General features: G+C 44.0%; 6 protein-coding genes. 3 read left to right on the top strand and 3 right to left on the bottom strand.

Features of this window, described 5'->3' with window-relative positions:
* Positions 1–119: 119 nt before the first annotated feature.
* On the bottom strand, positions 120–2315 hold the full coding sequence (locus PHF32_05865) for an FG-GAP-like repeat-containing protein (GenBank protein MDD4560244.1): 2196 nt from the start codon (positions 2313–2315) through the stop codon (positions 120–122).
* A gap of 702 nt (positions 2316–3017) precedes the next feature.
* Between PHF32_05865 and PHF32_05860 the strand changes: the two genes are divergently transcribed.
* From PHF32_05860 to PHF32_05850, 3 genes are read left to right on the top strand one after another with little or no spacing between them, the layout of a single operon-like run.
* Complete coding sequence (locus tag PHF32_05860) at positions 3018–3590, top strand: small multi-drug export protein (GenBank protein ID MDD4560243.1); 573 nt, start codon at positions 3018–3020, stop codon at positions 3588–3590.
* Positions 3590–4744 carry a lipid-A-disaccharide synthase gene (gene lpxB / locus PHF32_05855; GenBank protein MDD4560242.1) on the top strand — a complete coding sequence of 385 codons (1155 nt, stop codon included), beginning with the start codon at positions 3590–3592 and terminating at the stop codon, positions 4742–4744. The genes PHF32_05860 and lpxB overlap by 1 nt, the downstream gene beginning before the upstream one ends.
* Entirely contained in the window at positions 4728–5327 is a 600-nt protein-coding gene (locus PHF32_05850) for a lysophospholipid acyltransferase family protein (protein MDD4560241.1), read from the top strand. Before lpxB ends, PHF32_05850 begins: the two co-directional genes overlap by 17 nt.
* A 159-nt stretch (positions 5328–5486) precedes the next feature.
* Here the strand turns inward: PHF32_05850 and PHF32_05845 are convergent, their stop codons facing one another.
* Both PHF32_05845 and PHF32_05840 read right to left on the bottom strand, forming a co-directional pair.
* Complete coding sequence (locus tag PHF32_05845; protein ID MDD4560240.1) at positions 5487–6233, bottom strand: histidinol-phosphatase HisJ family protein; 747 nt, start codon at positions 6231–6233, stop codon at positions 5487–5489.
* Positions 6230–6991 (bottom strand): acyl-CoA dehydratase activase, encoded by a 762-nt coding sequence (locus tag PHF32_05840; protein MDD4560239.1) that lies wholly within the window; start codon positions 6989–6991, stop codon positions 6230–6232. Before PHF32_05840 ends, PHF32_05845 begins: the two co-directional genes overlap by 4 nt.
* Positions 6992–6994 lie beyond the last annotated feature (3 nt).

Here is a 6994-nt window from a genome sequence, read left to right as displayed (position 1 = left end):
GCCGGAAACAAAATGAGTAAGGGCACGATCTCTTGACCGTGCCCACGTTCTCATTTTGGCAGATGCCTAAGAAAACCCATATAATACAAGGCTTTAAGACATCCTATAGTCATTTGATACTATTTCAGCAACAGCATTTTGTTCATAGCGCTTTTCCTGTTATTATGCAATCTGTAGAAATAGACTCCTGAGCTTTGCGGTCTGCCATTTTCATCTTTACCATCCCACACAATATGCTTATCGGCGCTGTTCAATCCACTGAATTGCCTTATCAATTGTCCCTTAATATTGTATATCTCCAGCCTGGCATCTCCGGAAGGAAAGCTGAACTGGATAGTAGTGTTGGGATTGAAGGGATTGGGATAATTTGTCAGAAGAATGGGGGAGTTTAGAAGATCATGATTATCTGAGGCTGTTATAGACATCTGGACGGGGAGGGATTCACCAGCTATGTATTGTGCCGCTACGCCAACAAGGTGAGTACCCGGATCCAGTTCTTCAAAGAAGTAGAAGTTATCTGGTGTAGAAGCCACCAAACATCCATCCAGATAAACATTATAGAGCTCAAAGGGTGAAGTGCTGCCTTCCATGGGATCATCCCAGAAAATCATGTGCATTTCCGTGTATTCGTATCCGATATTGAGAGGAGGATTCAGTACCTCAGCAGAATAAAGTTCATTACGGAAAAACTTGAAGGTTCCGTCGTAATCTCCCAAGATCAGATCCAAATCTCCGTCATGATCCAGGTCGACCAATGCCGGGGCAGCGTTTTGATCGGTCTCGATGCCGCTAAATATCGTTGAATTTGGCACCCATATACTTTCGTCATAGAGATAACAGTACAATTCTCCCCATGAACTCCCCGCCAAAAGGTCCAGATCCCCATCTCCGTCGATATCAGCGAAAGTGGGGGAGCAACTGCTGCTTACATCTATGGAACCAAAGAAACCAGGCTGTTCCTGCCAGTTTGGAGCTATCGGACTACCCTCGTTCTTCAAGTAATGCAGGTTTCCGTCTTCATTGCCAACTACAATATCCCAGTCACCATCGGTATCCAGATCAACAAACCTTGGGCAAGACCATCCCCCATAGTTGATGCCCATGAACATAAATGAGTTGTAGAATAAAGATACTCCGAGGTTGTTATAGTAGAAAAGACCGCCACTGAGATCTCCCACCACAAGATCAGGAAGATCATCTCCAGTTACATCTGCAGCAGCTACAGATGAATAGATTGAATGATCAATACTGGAAAAGAAATCGCTATCTTCTTCCCAAGCAGGATTGTAGATATCTCCTACATTACGAAAATACTTGATGTAGCCCAATTGAGTTCCCGTAAGCATATCAAAATCTCCATCTGCGTCGAAATCTATGAAGAAAGGACTACTGGCACCACCCACATCGATAGAACCGCCAAAGAGGCTTGTGTTTTCCTGCCACAATGGTACTGTTGCACTGCCATTGTTCACAAAGCATTTCAAGGGGCCGTCTGCAGTTCCATACACCAAATCCAACAATCCATCTCCATTGATGTCGGATAGATCTCCTGAATTCCAGTATGTCTCATTTCCCAATCCGGAGAATAAGGCGCTATTCTCTTCCCAAAGCGGATTTGTGGGGCTTCCATTGTTTTGAAAATAGACAAATCCATGCAGATCGCGTCCACAAAATATGTCGATATCCGCATCACCATCAAAATCACAGAATACAGGGTAGGCATATAGTCCGATATCCGAGACTAACTCAAAGCTATCGCTAAATTGCGGTTCTGTAGCGCTTCCGGTATTCATATACAACCTTACAGCTCCATCTTCGGAAAGGCCAATCAGCAAGTCCAAATCTCCGTCACCATCCACATCTGCCAGATCGGGAACGGGATAGGGACTCAGATTCAGACCAGCAAAGAAGCTCGGCACTTCAACATAAGAAGGGGTATCCGCATCTTGCCCAAGATAGTAAAATAAACCGGAAAAGCCTCCGGTAACCAAGTCCAGAATACCATCCCCGTTCAAATCTGCCGATATTGTAACTTCACAGGTCAAATAGGATAAACCTGAAAGATAGTCGGTTCCCACAATGTAAACAGGTTCACTAATGCTGCCTGTGTTTTCTAGGAATACCGGTGGACGGGAAGTGTTGCCCAACCAGATATCACAGTCTCCATCCTCGTCAATATCGTTGAAACGGACTTGGGAAAAGGTGAGGCTGGGAATTCCTGAAGGATTGAAGATACTATTGTCCATTGTCCAAGGTTGAGCCGATATGGTCGAAAGAAACATTAACAGCGCGATAACTACTGAGGTTTTAGTCATGTGAAACTCCTTTTTGTAAGTTCATACCCAAGAGTCTTTTGTCTCTAACTAAATAGAGCTTTACTGGGGCATTGTTTATAGATAAATACCAATCAACATTTTGCATATTTCGTTTTACTGTCAAGAACTTCATCGCCAGATTGGAATTCCCCTGAGTTATCCCTGAGTTATCCAATCCTAGCAGAGATACAAGATTGTTTGCTCAAACAGGCTGATACCTCATATACATCTAAAGCACATCCTGAACATTTATCAAGCCTCGCATAGGATGTCTTTGGGATACTCTTTAACTGCATAGTTCCAGCAAGCTAGGTAGAGTAATAAAGCATAAAGAGCAGTGATGCTACATTTAAGGGCTGAGCTTTCGTTGTTAAAAAAAAAAGGTGATAAGGATAGGATTTAATATCAGAATATTGGACTCTGCATAAATCTGTGGTATCGGCATACTATCCTTCCTCCATGTTTCAAGCAGTGATGAAGCAGATATAAAGCTGTTATCATCCCGTGTTCACTCGATGATAACCCGATGATAACTCCTTCAGTACGGGTTAATCTTCAGAGAAAGCCATCCTGGAGCGTAGGCCTGCCATTGTCCACAGATTCCATGCAGAATATGCGAGAACGGTAAAAAAGCATTTGTGATTGACAAAAATGTGCATAACTTCGGACTATACCTCTATGGTAAAATTACAAGGAGAACACTTGAATAGATCGCAATACAAAGTGATAATAAGTGTAGTAATAATGCTGCTTATTTGGGGCAGCTTATCTGCTTCATCTTTCTCGGATAACACTGTCAATTGGCTGGAAGCAAGAGGGTTGAGTCCTAGGATAATTGTCCTGATTATCTCAATGTTACCAGTAATCGAGTTAAGAGGTTCCATACCTGTGGCTATCCTCGTATTCAAGCTACACTGGTTTGAAGCTACCGTTTTGTCCATTATTGGAAACATGCTCCCGATGCCGATTTGGCTTCTTGTGTTAGAGTGGTTCTTTAACATGATCAGCAAGATTCCCATAGGGGCACGGTTTACCAAGTGGATCTTTGCCAGAACACGCAATAAAGGCAAGGCTATCGAGAAATATGAAGCACTAGGACTCACGATATTCATTGGCATACCTCTTCCAGGTACCGGAGGCTGGACAGGAGCGCTGGCAGCCAGGATATTTGGGATTAGCTTCTGGAAATCCATGCTATATATTCTGATTGGAGTAGTAATGGCAAGCTTGATCGTAACTCCGCTATCATTGATGGGGAAATTGGCAGTGAACTAATGGATAAAGAGATAAAAGTGTTTTGGCTGGCAGGCGAAAGCAGTGGTGATCTTCACTGTGAGTTAATCATGAAGTCGTTGGCAAAATCCGGAAAGCGTTTTCGACACATAGGCATCGGAGGGGCAAAAATGCAAGCTCAAGGGTTGAGAGCCCTGTATCCCTTCGAGAGATTCGCAGTAATGGGTTTTGTAGAGGTGATCAAACACATTGCTTTCTTCTTGAAAGTAGAACGGGGAATTCGTAAGCTATTTGCAGAAGACAAACCGGATATAGCGATATTAGCAGATTATCCCGGATTCAATCTGCGAATTGCGCATTTGGCAGACGAATATCGAATCCCTGTACTCTATTATATCGCTCCCCAGTTCTGGGCATGGAAACACGAACGAGTGCAAAAACTGAAAGACAGCGTGCGTCATACTGCCTGCATATTACCCTTCGAAGAAGAGATGCTGAATATTCACAATGTAACATGCAGTTACGTGGGACATCCCATCGCAGAAGAGATTGAATTCAAGATGGACAGGGACTACTTTGCCAATTTCTTTCACCTCAATCCTGACAAGAAATGGCTTGGTTTCTTTCCGGGCAGCAGGAACAACGAAATAAAGAAGATGCTTCCAGTGTTTCTGAAAGCCGCCCAGAAATGGGATCCCAAGGAATACGAAATCCTTGTATCAAAATCACATAGCGTAAATCACAGCATGTTTATGGATATGGTATGTGGCACGGGAATGAGCAATTTGAACATAATAGATGGTTATACCTACGATATGATGCGTCATTGCGAAGTATTGACCTGTACTTCCGGGACTGTGACGCTTGAAGCGGGATTCGTGGGAACTCCCACGGTGATCTGCTACAAAGCGAACCCCATATCATATATGATCGGTAAACGCTTAATCAGGGTGTCGCACATAGGATTGCCCAATATCATCCTGGACAATGATGTGTTGCCGGAATTGGTGCAGAAAGACGCAAATCCGGATATGATCAATGCTAAAATTAAGGAAATGCAGCAAGGAAGCGCCAGGCGGGATGTGGTAACTCTTGAGCTGCGCAAACTGAGGTCAATGTTGGGGGAAAAGAAACCCAGCATAGAAGTTCCGAAGATTATCGATCATTTGGTTAGTGTCTATGGCAAGCCTTTTTAGAACCATATACAATTACCTGGCCGCCGGGTTATTATACCTTATCAAGCTTAGCTTGCGCTTTGAAGTCCGCAATCAACCCCAAAATGAACGGGTGATTTATGGGCTTTGGCACAGGGATCTAATGCACTGCGCTCTGCAACGTGCCGGAGATCCGGTTGCCGTGATGATATCTTCCTCAAAAGACGGAGAATTGATTGCAGGGCCGTTAACAGTTTTGGGCTACGCTACAGTCCGAGGATCCAGCAGCAGACAGGGCTCGCAAGCTTTGAAGGCAATGCTGCGGTTTGCTAAAGACAAGTCTCTTGCGATTACTCCGGATGGCCCCAAAGGGCCAGTGGGAACCATCCACCCCGGAATGTTTCAACTGGCACTTTTGGCAAAGATTCCCATCGTAGCGGTTGCCTGCCATACGAAAAGGGAATGGGTATTCAATTCCTGGGACCGCTTCAGATTCCCCAAACCATTTGCCACCATTCAGATAGAATATTCTGAACCTTTATATGTAGAATCCAAAGAAGACATTCCGGTTGTAGAAGCGAAATTCAGGGCTTTTATGGAGAAATGGAGTAGTAGTCATAACTAGACTTGGATTTTGGAGTAGCTAACCGTCAATCCGTACTACAAAAGGTGTCTCTATCTTCAATCGGTTTGGACAAAATAATCAGAGTAAATCTCTTAGTGAATGAAGAGATATAATGTCTTTGTTTTCCAATAATTGCGTGAGAGAATCAGAGAACCAGATTCAGCTTAGCGGAGGAGGACTGAAGTCTTTGCAGATATCTAAAACGAAATCCGGTATCCTATTAAAATGATCCAAGCTATGTGAATCCGAACCGATTGAGATGAATTTACCTCCTAACTCATGGTAGTGCCGGATCAAGTCAATCTCGGGGATGATCTGTCCATAAGGTTTACGGAGGCTGCTCAGATTGATCTCCAGTGATATATCCCGTTTGATGATAGTCCTCAGAATTTCATCAATGATGGGCTGAACATGATGCTCATCGGGTGGGGTATCGTAATAGCGTTTGTAAACGCCAAAATGAGCCAATATATTGAAATTGCAGCTTTGAACCAACACAAGATTCTGTAAGTAGTAATCCTCGATTTGAGATGGGCTAAGTGGGGCAGAAAGAGGAATGGCTACATTGGTGTGATCGCTGAGGAAATGAACCGAGCCGAGGATGGGGGAAAAGTTGAAACTTGAGATGAGCTTTTCCGCAAAACTCTGTACTTGGTGGTAGTCACCTATTTCTATACCCATGCGAAGTTTAATTGCGGAATACTCAGCTTGCAGTTTCATGCAGTGATTGCGGTACTTCTGTAAAGAAGGCAGCCCGTACACACTAAGCTCCTGAGGCAATAGATCCAGATGTTCGGTGAGGGCAATCTCATCAAATCTCAGATCAATTGCTTTCTTTACCAGATCTGCACTTAACATCCTACTGTCGTAACTGAACTCGCTGTGAATGTGATAATCATAGTTCATAAAGCAATCAAAGCTGCACCCAGCGCACCGGTGATCTCCGGATCGTCCGGAATTAATAGCTTGGTATACAAAATATTTGAGATGCATTGAGCAAGATCTGAACCCTGAGCAACTCCACCAGTGAAAACCACGGGTAATTCGCACTGAAGAGGTGCCATTTGGGCATAAATGCGTCTGGCTATACTTACATGAACTGCACGAGCGATGTTCGCCACTTTATGCCCCTTTGCCAATAGTCCGATGATCTCAGATTCGGCAAAGACTACACATGTTGAACTAAGGGCTATGGTTTCATCGGATTGAGATGCGAGCTGGGAAAGCGTATCCAAATCGCACATCAGTCGCATCGCTGTCATTTCCAGGAATCTTCCCGTTCCAGCAGCGCATTTATCGTTCATCACAAAGTCCTTCACGCTTCCGTCCTCGTTCAAACTGATAATCTTGGAATCCTGACCTCCGATATCGATCACTGTTCTGGCGTGGGGAAAAAGGTAGGAACAAGCTTTGGCATGACATGTTATCTCGCTCTTAACCATATCGGCAGCACTGTACAGTTTGCGTCCATAGCCGGTTACACAGCTTTTATCTATGTGAATATGTCCCAGATGCCGATACATCTCTACGAGAAGATCATCTACCGTCTGAGATGCAGACACATCCGTGGCTTTGTAAGCGCTAAAAGCAATCTTATTCAGCAGCGAATCATATACTACGATCTTGGTGTTACGTGAGCCAATATCAACACCCAATACATTCATAGC

This window comes from Candidatus Cloacimonadota bacterium, from assembly GCA_028706475.1.
GTDB lineage: Bacteria > Cloacimonadota > Cloacimonadia > Cloacimonadales > Cloacimonadaceae > UBA5456.
The sequence above is the reverse complement of the archived record's forward strand: the minus strand, read 5'-3'. Positions and strand labels throughout refer to the sequence as shown.